13 protein-coding genes are annotated in these 13,959 nt (G+C 53.9%); 5 read left to right on the forward strand and 8 right to left on the reverse strand.

From position 1 onward, the window contains the following. The coding region (locus RO22_RS24665) for a hypothetical protein (protein ID WP_200890238.1) at positions 1 to 212 on the forward strand (212 nt) is incomplete at its 5' end. Here the strand turns inward: RO22_RS24665 and RO22_RS24855 are convergent. The 8 genes from RO22_RS24855 to RO22_RS08825 all read right to left on the reverse strand — a co-directional run bounded on the left by RO22_RS24855 (position 181) and on the right by RO22_RS08825 (position 9,546). After that, positions 181 to 882 carry an immunoglobulin-like domain-containing protein gene (locus RO22_RS24855; RefSeq protein ID WP_318025896.1) on the reverse strand — a complete coding sequence of 234 codons (702 nt, stop codon included), beginning with the start codon at positions 880 to 882 and terminating at the stop codon, positions 181 to 183. The two genes, RO22_RS24665 and RO22_RS24855, sit on opposite strands and share 32 nt — an antisense overlap. Next, entirely contained in the window at positions 845 to 1,942 is a 1,098-nt protein-coding gene (locus RO22_RS23840) for a retention module-containing protein (RefSeq protein ID WP_052475580.1), read from the reverse strand. The genes RO22_RS24855 and RO22_RS23840 overlap by 38 nt, the downstream gene beginning before the upstream one ends. 233 nt (positions 1,943 to 2,175) lie before the next feature. Then, entirely contained in the window at positions 2,176 to 2,802 is a 627-nt protein-coding gene (locus RO22_RS08800) for a helix-turn-helix transcriptional regulator (RefSeq protein ID WP_027960157.1), read from the reverse strand. After that, on the reverse strand, positions 2,802 to 4,232 hold the full coding sequence (locus tag RO22_RS08805; protein ID WP_009287685.1) for an HlyD family type I secretion periplasmic adaptor subunit: 1,431 nt from the start codon (positions 4,230 to 4,232) through the stop codon (positions 2,802 to 2,804). The genes RO22_RS08800 and RO22_RS08805 overlap by 1 nt, the downstream gene beginning before the upstream one ends. Then, positions 4,232 to 6,409, reverse strand: coding sequence for a type I secretion system permease/ATPase (locus tag RO22_RS08810; protein WP_009287684.1), 2,178 nt, complete (start codon positions 6,407 to 6,409; stop codon positions 4,232 to 4,234). The genes RO22_RS08805 and RO22_RS08810 overlap by 1 nt, the downstream gene beginning before the upstream one ends. A 124-nt stretch (positions 6,410 to 6,533) precedes the next feature. Continuing rightward, positions 6,534 to 8,117, reverse strand: a complete 1,584-nt coding sequence (locus RO22_RS08815) for a TolC family outer membrane protein (protein ID WP_009287683.1) — start codon at positions 8,115 to 8,117, stop codon at positions 6,534 to 6,536. Positions 8,118 to 8,407: 290 nt separating this feature from the next. Then, positions 8,408 to 9,280 (reverse strand): DMT family transporter, encoded by an 873-nt coding sequence (locus RO22_RS08820; protein ID WP_027960155.1) that lies wholly within the window; start codon positions 9,278 to 9,280, stop codon positions 8,408 to 8,410. Next, on the reverse strand, positions 9,277 to 9,546 hold the full coding sequence (locus RO22_RS08825) for a SelT/SelW/SelH family protein (protein WP_027960154.1): 270 nt from the start codon (positions 9,544 to 9,546) through the stop codon (positions 9,277 to 9,279). Before RO22_RS08825 ends, RO22_RS08820 begins: the two co-directional genes overlap by 4 nt. A gap of 121 nt (positions 9,547 to 9,667) precedes the next feature. On the opposite strand from RO22_RS08825, the gene RO22_RS08830 reads away from it, so the two are divergent. The 4 genes from RO22_RS08830 to ettA all read left to right on the forward strand — a co-directional run bounded on the left by RO22_RS08830 (position 9,668) and on the right by ettA (position 13,896). Next, the gene (locus RO22_RS08830) at positions 9,668 to 10,981 is read left to right on the forward strand and encodes an MFS transporter (protein WP_027960153.1); all 1,314 of its coding nucleotides are present in this window, start codon (positions 9,668 to 9,670) and stop codon (positions 10,979 to 10,981) included. 234 nt (positions 10,982 to 11,215) lie between these two features. After that, on the forward strand, positions 11,216 to 11,650 hold the full coding sequence (locus tag RO22_RS08835; RefSeq protein ID WP_022522746.1) for a PAS domain S-box protein: 435 nt from the start codon (positions 11,216 to 11,218) through the stop codon (positions 11,648 to 11,650). Between the two features lie 188 nt (positions 11,651 to 11,838). Then, positions 11,839 to 12,066: a PA3496 family putative envelope integrity protein gene (locus RO22_RS08840; RefSeq protein WP_022522745.1), complete on the forward strand. Its 228-nt coding sequence runs from the start codon at positions 11,839 to 11,841 to the stop codon at positions 12,064 to 12,066. A 168-nt stretch (positions 12,067 to 12,234) separates the two neighbouring features. Then, the gene (gene ettA, locus RO22_RS08845; protein WP_009287680.1) at positions 12,235 to 13,896 is read left to right on the forward strand and encodes an energy-dependent translational throttle protein EttA; all 1,662 of its coding nucleotides are present in this window, start codon (positions 12,235 to 12,237) and stop codon (positions 13,894 to 13,896) included. Positions 13,897 to 13,959: the final 63 nt, after the last annotated feature.

Below are 13,959 nucleotides of genomic sequence, written 5' to 3' on the forward strand. Positions count from 1 at the left end.
TCGGCGCCTTGCGGGCCGGYCAGCGTCACGGTGTAGGTGACGGTGCCGCCTTCGGCGACGCTGTCACTGTCGGCACTCAGGGTGGCGGTGACGGTGTCGATAGTGTCGATGACCGTGGTCTCGGCGGCGTCGCCCAGGGTGACGTTCTCGAACGCGCTGCCGTCGGTGGCCGCGGCGTCTTCAAGGGCCACGGTGACGTTCTCGCCGTATGACCGTGGTCTCGGCGGCGTCGCCCAGGGTGACGTTCTCGAACGCGCTGCCGTCGGTGGCCGCGGCGTCTTCAAGGGCCACGGTGACGTTCTCGCCGTCCACGAAGACGTCGTCGCCTTGCGGGTCACGGGTGTAGGTGGCGTCGGTCTCGCCGGCGGCGATGGTGACGGTGTTGCCGCCGTCCAGGGTGACGGTGACCTCGCGGTCGACCGCTTCACTGAGGCTGACCGTGAAGGTCTGCTCTTCGGCTTCGCTGAACTCGGCTTGGTCGGCCACGATGCTGACGCTGATCGCGTCGCCGCCATTGGGATCACCAGGATCGCCAGGGTTACCCGGGGTGCCGGGTTCGTCGGTGACGGTGACGCTGGTCTCACCGGCGGTGACGAGTTGTTCGAACTCACTGTCGCTGTCGTTCTCTACCGTGGCGATGCTGTTGACCAGGGTGGCTTGGCCGCCTTCGAAGGCGTCGTCGGCGGCGGTCACGGTGGCGCTGCCGCTGAGTTCTCCGGCGGCGATGGTGACCGTGGAACCGTCGGCGAGGCGGAACTCGAGGCCGTTGTGTCCGCTGAGGTCGGCGCCTTGCGGGCCGGYCAGCGTCACGGTGTAGGTGACGGTGCCGCCTTCGGCGACGCTGTCACTGTCGGCACTCAGGGTGGCGGTGACGGTGTCGATCGGCGCCTTGCGGGCCGGTCAGCGTCACGGTGTAGGTGACGGTGCCGCCTTCGGCGACGCTGTCACTGTCGGCACTCAGGGTGGCGGTGACGGTGTCGCTGTCGTCAATCGTGACGACGGTGGCTTCGGCACTGCTATCCAGGGACTCGAACTCACCACCAGTAGTGCCTGTGATAGCAAAAGTCTGGCTTTCCTCGCCTTGCTCGTAGACATCATCCGAGCGGCTGTCGAAGGTCACACTGCCAGTTGTTTCACCCGCGGCAATAGTGATCTGTTGCCCATTATTCAGTGTAATAACCAACGGACTGCCCTGAGGGGCGCTGCTAACGCTGGCTGAAACGGTGATCGACTCACCTTCAATGACCTGCTGAGGAACACTTAGGGTAATAACACCAGTCACTCCAGTACCTGGAGTTGGTTCTGGCTCAGGGGTCGGTTCTGGCTCAGGGGTCGGTTCTGGCTCAGGGGTCGGTTCTGGCTCAGGGGTCGGTTCTGGTTCGGGGGCCGGTTCTGGCTCGGGGGTCGGTTCTGGCTCGGGGGTCGGTTCGGGTTCTTGCTCAGGCACTTCATCAGCGGTAGCCGTTGCTACAGCACCACCGTCAAATTCAACAAACTCAGTGCCCTCTAGACCACCTTCGGTGCTGAAACTAAGCGGATCGGTTTCTTCGGCGATACGAGCAACGCGTACGAAATCGCTGCCACCGCCACCGCCACCGGCACCACCACCGGCTGCAGTCGCGTCAAGCAGGTCAAGTAAATCGCCCTCTCCGTCGTCTAGGGCGGCAAGCAGGGCATCAAGATCGTCGTCTTGGGCACTGGCGTCTTCCGTTGCAACGATAAGATCACTAACCAAGTCGGCAGTAACGGCCACCTCTTGACCGCCCTCTACTACATTGGCGTCCGTACCGTCAGCGAAATCTAGCTCTACGCGACCATTATCGGAGGTGATTAGCGTTTCGCCTTCTTGAAGCGTATCACCAATGCGCAGCTCACGTAGATTGCCAGCTTCGTCACGCGCCCATGCTTGCCCTGTAATAGCGATTACCGTTGCAGTTGCCATGTGTCACTCCTAGATCATTGACCGATCACTGTTTGGTACCACTTAATCCTAGTGAATTAGCACTAGTGAGATTAGCGGCATATGAATCCATCCTAGGTGAGTAAGCAATTAAAAAGTATTGTACCGATGGACAAAAAAATGAGGCCTTTTAGGCCTCATTCTGTAACGCAACAACGACTGATTAGTGATGCCACTATTGGTGAATATCTCCCAACAATTAATGTCTGGCTATGCTAAGAACTTAACTGTTCAGCAATCGGGGCCAGCTTAAGGATCAACTGCAGCCGATCCCGTACCGCTAATTTTTTAAAAATAGCGCTTAAATGCGCCTTAACGGTACGCTCGGTAATATCCAACTGTCTCGCCACCTCTTTATTGGTAGCACCCCGAGCCACGGCGAGTGCCACTCCTCGCTCCCGCTCAGTTAGCAGTTCAAGATATTCACTATACTGAAATGAGGCGCCTTGATGGCGCTGCTGGAGCGTCTTAAATGAGCCACCCAGCACTTTGGCTAGCAGCTCTTGTCCTACCCATATGCCTTGATTGGTCACCACCAATGCCACCTGCTTAAGCACCTCAGGGGCGGCTAAGGTATGCACATAGCCACGAGCACCAAGATCTAACGCTCTCAACGCTTCCCGGTCATCCGGTGCATAACTGAGCACTACGGCAACAGCACCTTCAGCAACAATTAAAGGGACTAACTGTGGCCAATTTTTAACAGTAGTGGAAAGCCATACCAAGTCGTTCGGTTGAGCCGATTGGAGCACGGCTTCAGGGTCTGATGAACCAATATTTTCAAACGCTTTTTTCCAACGCCCTTTTAAACTACCGTCGCTGGTAATGAACCAATGCTTCATCAGCGTTCCCCCATGGAATCACGCCACGCTCTTAAGACAGGTTTCAGCATAAACTGCATCACTGTGCGCTTGCCCGTTACTATGTCCACTTGCGCCGTCATGCCGGGAATTACTTGTAGTTTATCGGCGACATTTTCGTTTTCTAAACTGCGCACCCGCACTTGATAGAAGGTATTACCGTCATCATCAGTAATGGTATCGGCGCTAATACGCTCAAGCTCGGCCTGTAAGCCACCATAAATGGCATAGTCATAGGCCGTCAGTTTGATAGTCGCAGGCTGCCCAGGATGCAAAAAGGCGATATCTTGCGGGGCGATGCGCGCCTCAACCAGCAGTTGGTCGTCAGTAGGCACGATTTCAACAACCTCTTCCCCTGGCTGAGCAACACCACCTATGGTGTTGATGTGTATGCGCTGAACAATACCATCAACCGGCGAGCGAATTTCGGTCAGTCGTACCCTATCCTGCAAACCAGTTCCCGATTGTTGCAATGCATTTAGGTCGCCCAACGTTTGAGCCAGATCATTCCGCCACTCACTCCGGCGTTCGGCACCCAGCTCCAGCAATTGCCCTTCTGCTTCTTCCACCCCGGCCTCTAAACGTGAAACAGCGGCATCCGCTTGGTTACGCTCCCCTGTGGCACTAGATACATCTCTCTCTAAGCGCAGCACTTCTACCTCAGACACAGCCCCCGAAGCCAACAGCGGGCGAGTCAAGTTAAGCTCTTGACTGGCCATATTGACTTCACGCTGGGCTGTATCACGGCGAGCTTGCGCCTCTCGCAGCTCTTCCTGACGCTGACGAATGCGGTCATTAAGCACATTTTCTTGTTCGCGCAACTCTTCACGACGGCTTTCATAAACCTCGCGCTCTTGCATCACAATGTCAGGCACTTCTTGACGGAGCTCTTCGGAAGGCTCAAACGCAGTGCCCGTTGCTAGCGCACGTAGCCTTTCAGCACGCGCCTGAAGCGCATAACGCTGGGCACGGTTTTCTCGAAAATCAGAAACAAAGCGCGTAGGGTCGATCTGCATCAGCACTTGACCTGCCTCGACGATCTGCCCTTCGCGAATAAAGATCTGTTCAACAACGCCACCATCAAAAGACTGGATACGCTGTAGTTGGCTTGCAGGGATCACTCGCCCTGCCCCACGGGTTACTTCATCGATAGAAGCAAAATACGCCCACACTAACAACGCAACCACAGTGAGCAGGACGGTATAGAGGAATAACCGTGCACGAATGGGCTCTTGCTGCATACGCGCCCAGTCGGTATCGCTTGCCCAATCGCGGTTTAGGTGGGCAGAGGTCACACGCTTGGCAAACAACCGATCCATAAAAGGGCGAAATGGTTTTTGGCCTTTTTCTGAAAAACGGCCAATGGCGTCAAAACCTTTTTGCTCGGTCGTGGAAGAGGGTTTACGCGCCATTACGATGCCCTCCCGATCTGGCCTTTACGCAATGCCTCTACCACTGTATCCCGCGGGCCATCCGCCACGACCTTGCCGGCATCCATGACAATAATTCGGTCGACCAATGAGAGGAGCGAGGTACGGTGCGTGACCACTAGGATGGTTTTGCCAGCAGCGACGTTTTTAAGGTTGGCTTTAAACGCTTCTTCGCTAGCATTATCCATAGAGCTTGTCGGTTCATCTAACAGCAAAATAGGCGGATCCTGCACTAGCGCACGGGCAATGGCGACAGACTGTTTTTGCCCGCCGGAAAGTGCTTGGCCGCGTTCACCTACTTGCAAATCCACGCCATGTGGATGGTTGTTGACGAGTGACTCTAGGCCGGCCAAGTCAATCGCTCTAAGCAATGCCTCATCCTCAACGCGGTCGCTACCGCCACCCGCCACAATATTGTCCCGCAGAGATCCTGAAAACAGGCTAACGTCTTGAGGAACATAGCCAATATGACGGCGCAGCTGCAGTGGGTCTAACTGGCGAATATCCACGTTATCAACCAGCACGGCCCCCGAGGTTGGCTGATAAAACCCTAGCACTAGCTTGTTTAATGAAGATTTGCCGCAACCAATGCGGCCAAGTAGCGCAACTTTCTCACCGGCTTTGACAGTTATCGATACATCCTTCAGCGCCTCGCGCTCTTCATTGGGGTAACGAAGAGTGACTTTCTCAAGGCGTATATTGCCGGCGAAGCTGGGCTTTTCTACATAAGCCTTGCCTTCATGGCGCTCAACCTTCTTATCCATTACCGCATTGAGTGACTCAAGCGCCGTGGAGGATTGATGATATTGCGCCAGCAGCGCTGCAGCCTGACTTATAGGTGCCATCGCCCGGGAAGAGAGCATATAAGCGGCAATCAACCCACCCTGGGTGAGGTTACCTTCGATGATTTGATATACACCGACGATAATGACGCACACCGCCACACTGTGCTGCGCCCACTGGGCCACGCTGGAGACTGAGGTGCTCACCATCTTAAGCTGCGCGCCAGTACGGGAAAGGAAGGCCGATGATTTTTCCCAGTGGCGCTGGATACGGCTTTCAGCCCGCAGGGCCTTAACATTTTCTAATTGGGAAATAGACTCTACCAACAGTGAGTTGCGCTGTGCGCCGACTTCCCAGGTAGTTTGAGAAAGTTCATGAAGCTTACCCTGAGCAGCCAGCGCGTAGAGCAGCACAAATACGATGCCCACCAATACCGGCAGCACTAGCCAGGGATTAATCAGCGCGATAATCGCCGCAAACATCAGTACGAACGGAAGATCGACAATCCCCAGAATGGTCGCAGAACCAATAAACGCGCGTACCGACTCAAAAGACTGGAGCGTCGAAGTGAACGAGCCGGTTGATGCGGGGCGCTCTTCTAAACGAAGGCCCAATGCTTTAGCCATGATTGAGGAAGAGAGCTTCACATCCGCACGGCTAGCGGCTAAGTCGACAAAGCTGCTGCGCATTAGCCTGAGTACCAAATCAAAGCACAGCACTATAAAGATGCCTATTGCCAGCACCCATAGCGTTTCCGTTGCCTGATTGGGCACTACTCGGTCATAGACGTTAAGCACGAACAGCGGCATGGCGATGGCGAACACATTGATCGCCACCGACCCCAACACGATATCGCGGTAGAGAGATCTATTTTCGCGAATGACGCCCCAAAACCAGTGCTGGTCGCGGCGCTTCTTGACGCCTGGTTCAGACGCGTTATCCACTAGAAACTTAGGACGAACGTATATAGCTTCACCGCTATAGCCCGCATAGAGTTCGTCTAGGGGCAGTTCAACGTTTGATTCAGATAGTTCAGGAAAAATGACGTTCGCTTTTTGCTGTTTGAGATCAATTCCCAACAGCACGCACGCCCTACCTGGTTCCAACAATAGAATAGCGGGGAAGAGCGCTGGGTTAAGCGCCGACAGCTTGCTTTTAACAATTCGCGCCGTCAGTCCAGCACGGGAGGCAGCCCTGCCAAATACGGAAGGCGTTAGCTTGCCCTGCTCCAAGGGCAAGCCAGCTCTAAGGGCCTCTGATGACACCTCATGCTGATGAAATGAGGCAACCGCTTTCAAACATTCGAGTAACTCATCGCCTACTGGCTGCTCGCTAGCATTTGCAGCGGCCGGCCTTTCCAGCTTGGTTTGTGTCACAGAGACCTCATTCCCCTAATGCCTATTTAGGCATCTATTTCCCCTATGATTAGCGAAAGCCGCTAACCCTTCGCCGCCAAACGACGAATAACTCTGTTTCTGCACAGCAAACTATTCGAACACGTTAGCCGTTAGTGACCAGCACATCCTCGTGGCCCAATTGCAGGTACTGGGAAATCATGACTGGCTGCTCATTGGCGGCGTAAGACGACGCTAGCGTATCAGCGTGAGCGGGTAACGAAGAAATACCGCGCGTAAAGTCTTCTAAATTAAAGCCACGAGGCCCTTCCGTTCCACAGGCCATCTCAGCGCTAAGTGTGGCGTCGTCGTACCCCAATTCATCAAGAGTGGGGATATCGTCACGCACCACTTCAAGGGTGTGCATAAGTTGCCCCATTGCTGCTAGCGTACGCGCTTGAGCCAAAGTTAAGTCAAACTCTGCATTCGCGTAGGCTCGACTAGCCTCGAAGTACTCGTTTTCACTATCAAGCACGTCTAACAAAGTACGTTGGCCAATATCAAACTGCTGCTGGTAAGCCCCACGAACCCGGTTGATCGATTGGCGATGATCATTCAGATAGCTCAATTGCTCACCCAAACGCTGGGTATCGTTATAAGCAATTTGCGTGGTTTGACGTACGTTTGTACAGGCCGTTTCGCGCTGATTGACGGCTTGTTCAATACGCGTGGCCGCCGCATCAAAAGCTGCACTATCAGAACCACCGCGATAGAGGTTCATGCTGGCGACCAGTTGAATACTGTGCTCATCACTGCGCCCAGCTATCGAGTCGTCTTGATTATTGGTGCCCGTACGTCCCTGTATATCCAGGCGGGGCATAAAGGCGGCCTTCGCAGCCTCTTGTTCCGCACGTTGCACAGCAATATTTTCAATCGCGGCATGGAACTCAGGGTTCCCCTCAAATGCCATTTCGATCGCTTGGTTGACACCAGCGGGTAGTTCATCGGCCAAGCTAGGTGCAGGCGACATATTCTGAGGAGGAAGTTCGCCTACGATACGCTGATAGCGAGCCGTTACATCGTGCAGGTTCGACGCCTCGGTCATCAAGTTGGATTCGGCTAACGCCAAACGGCCGCTAATTTGCTCTAGGTCAACGCCACGGCCCGCCCCGGAAAGCGCACGCTCTTCAATTTGCGAGAACACACGTTGGTGTTCGCGGTAATTATCTTGAGCTAAACGCACCATCTCGCGGTAGCGAAGCACATCAAGGTAGGTGCGAAAAGCTTCAAGCGTCACCTCTTCACTTGCACCCAGCAGCTCAAAATAGGCAATCAGCCGAGTGCGATCCAAACGCTCTACTTCGCTACGGGTGGCAAACCCATCAAACACCATTTGGGTGAGCGTGAGCTCAGCAAAGTCACTGCTATAGCTTCCGCGCCCATCATTTTGCTGGTCTTGCCGACCCACGCCCGCAGAGATATCAATCGAAGGCAAATAATTACCCTTTGCGACTCTGACATCGCTCCCAGAAGCGCTAAAGTTCGCCCATGCAGCGTTTACATCGGGATTAGTAATGATCGTTTGTTGAATAGTACTGGGAAGATCAGTGGCACCTGGCGCGTAGAGGCTAGCGGGTAGCGACTGCGCTAATGCCGTAAGCGGGACACACGCTAACGTGGTCATTGTCAGCGGCTTAAAAACATGGTGACAGAAGGTTTTTTTTAGTCTCGATACGGCATTTTTTTTCATCGTCAGCGTTCCCTATGATGTGGCACTCATTGCACGCAGCTCATTATTCGTGTGACCCATTGAGCCATGCTGCACTATTGCTTCAAGCGTAAGCTCGCGAAGTCTCATCCCGAAGTGAGCCTGTGTCCCTACGAGCGCCCAATTTTTGAAGTAAACACATGGTAGATAAAACTTAATTAGCTGAGCTTAGCCTAATTTAGTTAATTTCCTACTCATCCTGAGGCTATAAAACCAAATGTCACAAAAAATTACAATAAGAACACCATTAAAACACAAAAAAATATTCAGAATTATTCGTTTTTCTGTGCTTGTTGCAGCCCGAGCCCCAGCAGTATCAGCACTAGCCCAATCAACGTTGAAGGCAAAATAGGCTCTCCCACTACCAGGAAAAGTAACAGCAGTGATACAGGAGGTGAGAGAAAAATCAGGTTGGAGACTTTGGCCGTGCGCGACACTTTATGCACTGCCAACTGCCACAGAATGAAGGCCACCCCCATTTCAAATAGCCCCACATACACACCAGCACCAAAGGCAGGCCAACCGTGCCACTGGTAACCGGGGCCCAGTAATAGCAATAGGGTCAACACAGGTAGGCCAACGCTAAAGTTTTGCCACTGGCCAACAAGGGGTGGTCGGCTATCCCGCGCATTAAGCAGCCAATACAGCGCCCAAAGAAGAGTCGAAGCGAGTGCCAGCACGACCCCTAACGGGTCGGCAAAAGAGACATTTAAAATCGCGCCTCGTGTTGCTATCACCCATACGCCTGCGTAGGCGACCAGCCCAGCAACAATATCCATACGCGTTAAGCGCTGCCCGAGCAAAGGCACGGCCAAAAACGCCATCGCTAAGGCCCAGGTGTAATTTAGTGCCATCGCCTCTTGCCCTGGGAGACGGTCATAGGCGGCGAAGAGCACCAAATAATAAGCCACTGGGTTCATAAGCCCTGCCCACGCTGCTGTCTTCCAACCGGTGCGCAACGCTGTGGCGATATTTCCCTGCTTGATGACCAGCGCCCCCATCAGTGCCCAAGAAACAAGCGCTGCGAGCCACATCAGCTCTAGAGGGCTCATCCAAGCGAGTGCCACTTTGAAGGCCGTTGCCACCGTCGACCATAATGCGACGGCCCCTAAGCCAAACAGGATTGCTTGCCTATCCTGATTCATCGGTCGATATGCCCTAAATCTCGACCCGGCTCCAACTGGTCGCGTACACGCTGTTTAAGAAGCTTGATATCTGGGAAACCGCCATCGCGCTTGCGCTCCCATAACAGCAGATCATCACACCAGATCTCGAACGTACCCCCATGGGAAGGGGCTAATGAGACCTCGCTTAAACCTTCACCAAAGGTTGAGAGCAATTCCTGTGCATACCAACCACTGCGCAGCAGCCATTGGCATTGCGTGCAATAACGGATTTGAATACGTGACATCCCTGATCTCCCAGGCAAGTTAATGTGGCATTCTAAAAGGATATTCTGTCATTTTGAGATGGCTTGAGATAGCTCTCTTGAGACAGGTCGCTTGAGATAGGTCGATTAAGAAGGAGTCCCAATGGCCGAGCATAACGTTTCACAAACTCGCCTGTATGAGTGGCTAACGGGCGATGACGACAGCCGCATGTGCGACGACATACCTGAAAGCGCCTGCGACGAACAACCGCGTAATTTTTTTCTACATATATGGGCCTCTTTGGGCAATAAACTGGCTGACGAGCTGTCGAGCGCGCGTTTAGTCTTACCCTGGCTGATGGGCATTATTGGCGCTCCCATCTGGATGGTAGGTCTGCTGGTCCCCATCCGAGAATCGGGTGCCCTGCTGCCGCAAATCTTCGTAGCGGGGTTTATTCGCTTAAAACCTAAGCGCAAATGGGTGTGGGTGGTCGGCGCGCTGACCCAAGCCTTCGCTGCCTTAACGCTTGCCGTACTGGCGTTGTTCGCCACCGGCACCTTGGGCGGAGCGTTAGTGCTCACAGCATTAGTTCTGCTCTCACTGGCACGTGGCTTATCCTCAATTGCCACAAAAGATGTGCTGGGCAAAACCATTGCCAAGCGCCGCCGCGGTACGCTAATGGGCTGGAGCGGCAGCATTGCTGGTGGTGCAACGCTGGTCGCTGGGACACTGCTAATGTTGTTTGAGAGCCGACCCGGCCATTTAGTGGTGGCGATACTGCTGGCCATAGCTGCCTGCGGGTGGCTAATCAATGCCATCGCCGCCGCACGCATCAAAGAAGCCCCTGGGGCAGTAGAAGGCGGCGAAAACGGCTGGGACAGTATTAAACAGGGACTGTCGCTGTTAAAAGATGACCGTACTTTTTTACACTTCAACCTTGCCAGGGCGCTGCTGCTCTCAAGTGCACTCGCCCTACCCTACATCGCCCTGCTAGGGCAAAACCAAAGCGGCACCGACCTGGGAGGCCTGGGTATACTGATTGTGATGTCGGGGCTGGCCGCGATGGTAGCTAGCCCGGCATGGGGGAAACGGGCGGATCAGTCGAGCCGTGGCGTGATGCGCGATGCGGCGATCGGTACCGCCATTTGCTGCATAATGGGCGCTAGTTTAGCTTGGTTACCCGGCGAGTGGACACACAGCATATGGCCCTATACGGCAGTTTATGCACTACTCGTGATTGTTCACCACGGCGTACGCTTAGGGCGTAAAACCTACCTCGTCGATATGGCCAGCCAAGATAATCGTGCGCTTTACGTGGCGCTCTCGAATACCTTAACCGGCGTATTAATGTTGATTGTAGGTGGCCTTATTGGCGCTTTTGCCCAGTGGTTTGGTAGCGGCACATTACTCCTCATGCTAGCGGCTACCGCCGTGGGGGCCATACTTAGCACCCATCAATTACCTGAAGTCGAGTGACGCGCCACTGGTAACTACATGTATTCAAGCGTGCTATCGAGAGTTCTACCTACATTAGCGTAACGTTCGCGATTGCAATGCGTGACAACGCTCGCCATGATAGGGCCGAATAGCAGTGATGTAGTGGCGCCTTTGCTATGCTGCCTATAATAAGTGATTGGAAATTCCGTTAGCTCATGGGCGAAAGCGACTGTGAACGACGGAAAGGATTGGAGCTGCAACAGGAACCCCTTGATGAAACGATCTCCATTGATCAGTCCAGAATTGCTCGAACGTATTGTTGACGCATCGGAAGACGGCATTGTCGTTGCCGAACAGGAAGGGGATGAAAATATCCTCATCTACGTCAACAAAGGCTTTGAGCGCTTGACGGGCTATAGTGCTGATGAAATTCTGTATCGCGATTGCCGCTTTTTACAGAACGAAGACCGCGACCAGGACGCGCTTGTCGCCATTCGAGATGCGCTAAACGAGGGCCGACCTTCTCGAGAAGTACTGCGTAATTATCGCAAAGACGGCACCATGTTTTGGAATGAACTTTCCATTACGCCGGTCTATGACGAAGCAGACAAGCTGATGTATTACATTGGCGTGCAAAAAGATGTAACGGAGCGTGTAGAAACACAGCTTGCGCTAGCGGAGTTACAAAAGCAGCGAGAAAACAGCTAATCATTAACTTTCTCACTAAAAAAAACTATAAAGCTTGAACTTCATCCCAACTGGCGTTATATAGCGGCAAGGCGCTTGAATTGCGCTAGGCGCTTCACTTTGCAGTTGACATGTGTTTAATAAACTGCACATGTACTCGCGTGAAGCCGTTGTTACGCCGGCACGCCGGCTGGGTTGGAGGACATCACATGAGCCGTGATCCCCTAAGTCGTGAGACCCTAAGTCATGAAACCTTAGGCAACGAAACACTCGACTCAGATGAGTTCGAAAGCTTAGACGCCGTCAATGACGACCACTACAACAGAAGCAAACCGAGCAAAGCTGACAGCTTACGCGCGCGGCGCCAAGTCGAGGCGTGGTTGGAAGAGCGACGACTTCAGCGCGCCATCGAAGATGACTGGGACGAAGAAGAGTAATCCTTGAGCAGCTTGGCCTTCTCAGCAAATGAGCGGGCCTGGCTAGCCAACACCTCAAGTAGCCTAGCCTTTCCTGGTGCAGACCACTATCATCACGCTTCAGCCAGCAATAAGAGCCAGCAGCCTGCTGCTGTCGCTTTCTTCTTTTCAACAACTTAACGGATCTCCATGGCGCAATACGTTTTCACCATGAACCGGGTTGGCAAAGTAGTGCCGCCCAAAAAGCAAATTCTCAAGGATATTTCGCTCTCGTTTTTCCCTGGCGCCAAAATCGGCGTTCTGGGGCTTAACGGTTCGGGCAAATCCACACTGCTGCGCATTATGGCCGGTGTCGATAAAGAGTTTGAAGGTGAAGCTCGTCCGATGCCTGGCATCAATGTTGGCTACCTTCCACAGGAGCCGCAGCTAGATGACGAGAAAAACGTCCGCGACACCGTCGAAGAAGCACTGGGGGCGATCAAAGATGCCCAGGAGAAGTTGGATGGGGTGTATGCGGCCTACGCAGAGCCCGACGCCGACTTTGATGCGCTAGCCAGCGAGCAGGCCCGGCTTGAAAATATTATCGAAGCTGCTGATGCGCATAACCTGGAACGCAAACTTGACGTTGCTGCCGAAGCACTGCGACTCCCCCCCTGGGATGCCAAAGTGGGCAACCTCTCAGGTGGTGAGCGCCGTCGTGTAGCACTCTGCCGCTTACTGCTCTCCAGCCCCGATATGCTGCTGCTTGACGAGCCTACCAACCACCTGGATGCAGAATCGGTGGCTTGGCTTGAACGCTTCCTTCACGACTATAACGGTACAGTAGTGGCGATCACCCACGACCGCTACTTCCTGGACAACGTGGCGGGTTGGATTTTGGAGCTTGATCGTGGCCAAGGCATACCCTTCGAGGGTAACTACTCCCAGTGGCTGGAGCAGAAAGATCAGCGTTTGAACCAGGAAGCCAAGCAGGAAGCCTCGCGTCAGAAAGCCATCAAGCAAGAGCTTGAGTGGGTGCGCAGTAACGCCAAAGGCCGCCAGGCAAAAAGCAAAGCACGCCTCAACCGCTTTGAAGAGATGCAGTCTGGCGACTTCCAAAAGCGCAATGAAACCAATGAAATTTATATTCCGCCTGGCCCGCGCCTGGGCGATAACGTCATTGAGTTTCGTGATGTGGCTAAACGCTTCGATGACAAGCTGCTCTACCAGAACCTCTCCTTCACCATTCCCCAGGGTGCGATCGTTGGTATCGTCGGTGGTAACGGTGCGGGTAAATCGACGCTCTTTAAACTGATTACCGGTAAAGAGCAGCCGGACGAAGGCGAAGTCCTGGTGGGTGAAACGGTCGATATCGCTTACGTCGAACAGCTACGCGACGGCTTAGATGACAAGCAGAGCGTGTGGGAAGCCGTTTCGGATGGTCAGGATATCCTTAATATTAACGGCTACGAAGTCTCCTCGCGTGCCTATGTGGGTCGCTTCAACTTTAAGGGTAACGACCAGCAGAAGCGTTTGTCGGAGCTTTCCGGTGGTGAGCGCGGTCGCTTACAGCTTGCCCAAACGCTCAAGCAAGGCGCTAACGTGCTGCTGCTCGATGAGCCCTCCAACGACCTGGATATTGAAACCCTGCGGGCACTGGAGGACGCGCTTCTAGCCTTCCCAGGCTGCGCGATGGTGATCTCTCACGATCGTTGGTTCCTTGACCGTATCGCCACGCACATTATGGCCTTTGAAGGTGACTCTGAAGTGGTCTTATTTGAAGGCAACTACGCGGAGTACGAAGAGGATCATAGAAAGCGGGTCGGAAACGATACGCCTAAGCGCATGAAGTATAAGCGTATTGATGCTTAATCATTAGCATCACGCTGGCAGTCAATGCTGACAGCAAAAGGCCCCGCAGAGCGGGGGCCTTTT

The organism is Halomonas sp. KHS3, assembly GCF_000830495.1.
Classification (GTDB): Bacteria; Pseudomonadota; Gammaproteobacteria; order Pseudomonadales; family Halomonadaceae; genus Vreelandella; species Vreelandella titanicae.